The sequence below is a fragment of the Bradyrhizobium sp. PRIMUS42 genome (genome assembly GCF_023006515.1).
Taxonomy (GTDB): Bacteria; Pseudomonadota; Alphaproteobacteria; order Rhizobiales; family Xanthobacteraceae; genus Bradyrhizobium.
In genome coordinates this window covers 1-897 of sequence record NZ_JALBGZ010001306.1, presented here as the reverse complement: position 1 = coordinate 897, position 897 = coordinate 1, and the positions used below count along the sequence as shown (strand labels likewise).

Genomic DNA, 897 nt, shown 5'->3' with positions numbered 1-897 from the left:
GATCAAACGCCGCGCCGGCCCCGCGCGGGAAGGCTGACGTCGGCGAGCCTGACCGCGTCCTCGTCCTGGTCGACCGCGACGTACTGGCCGTGCCAATAGGCCAGCGCAGCGGTGCGGGTCAAGCTTTTGATGTCTCTGACACGGCCGATGACGATGCCGTGCGAGTGGCGCTCCACGATCTCCTCGACCTCGCAGTCGAAGGCCGACAGCGCGCCGGCCAGGAGCGGAACGCCCGAGACCGCCGTCACCCATCTGGCCCCGGCGAAGCGATCAGCGCCCTTCAGCCCGCCCTTGCCGGAAAAGCGCTCGGCGACATCGAGCTGGTCGGCATTGAGGATGTTGACGCCGAAGGCGCCGTGGCGCCGGATCAGCGGAAAGGAGGAGGCATCGCGGTTGATGCTGACCAGCAGCGTCGGTGGCTCGACCGACAATGAGGTCACCGAGGTCACCGTCATGCCGGTGATGTCCTTGCCCCGCCCGGCGGTGATGACGCTGACGCCGCCGGTGAGATGGCGCATGGCGCCGCGGAAATCGGCGGACGAGACGGGGATTTCAGTCATGAGATCGCGGGGCACTACATTCATGGTATTGCTCCCCCAAGGCGGGGTTCCCTGTATTTAGGTACGATCGTCCGCCGACAACAGGTGGCTCAGGATCGAGCCTTCGAGGCCGGCAAGCTCGGCCGAACCGCGCTGACGCGGCCTGCCTGCGTTAACCGTGACGTCGTGGGCGATGCGGCCGTCCTCGATCACGAGCACGCGATCCGCCAGCGCGACCGCTTCGGCGACGTCGTGGGTGACGAGGATCGCGGTAAAGCCCTGGTCGCGCCAGACGCGCTCCAAGAGACGCTGCATCGAGATCCGGGTCAGCGCGTCCAGCGCGCCAAGCGGCTCGTCG

1 protein-coding gene and 1 pseudogene are annotated in these 897 nt (G+C 67.6%); both read right to left on the bottom strand.

What is annotated here, in order from left to right:
* Nucleotides 1-2 precede the first annotated feature (2 nt).
* On the bottom strand, nt 3-584 hold the full coding sequence (locus MOV75_RS39910; RefSeq protein ID WP_246931243.1) for a flavin reductase family protein: 582 nt from the start codon (nt 582-584) through the stop codon (nt 3-5).
* Nucleotides 585-617: 33 nt separating this feature from the next.
* Nucleotides 618-897, bottom strand: a pseudogene (locus MOV75_RS39905) (ABC transporter ATP-binding protein); the annotation flags it as partial.

What these genes read in the sequence shown, in the direction of transcription:
- MOV75_RS39910 (WP_246931243.1), bottom strand. Translation starts at nt 584, where the DNA reads ATGAATGTAGTGCCCCGCGATCTCATGACTGAAATCCCCGTCTCGTCC.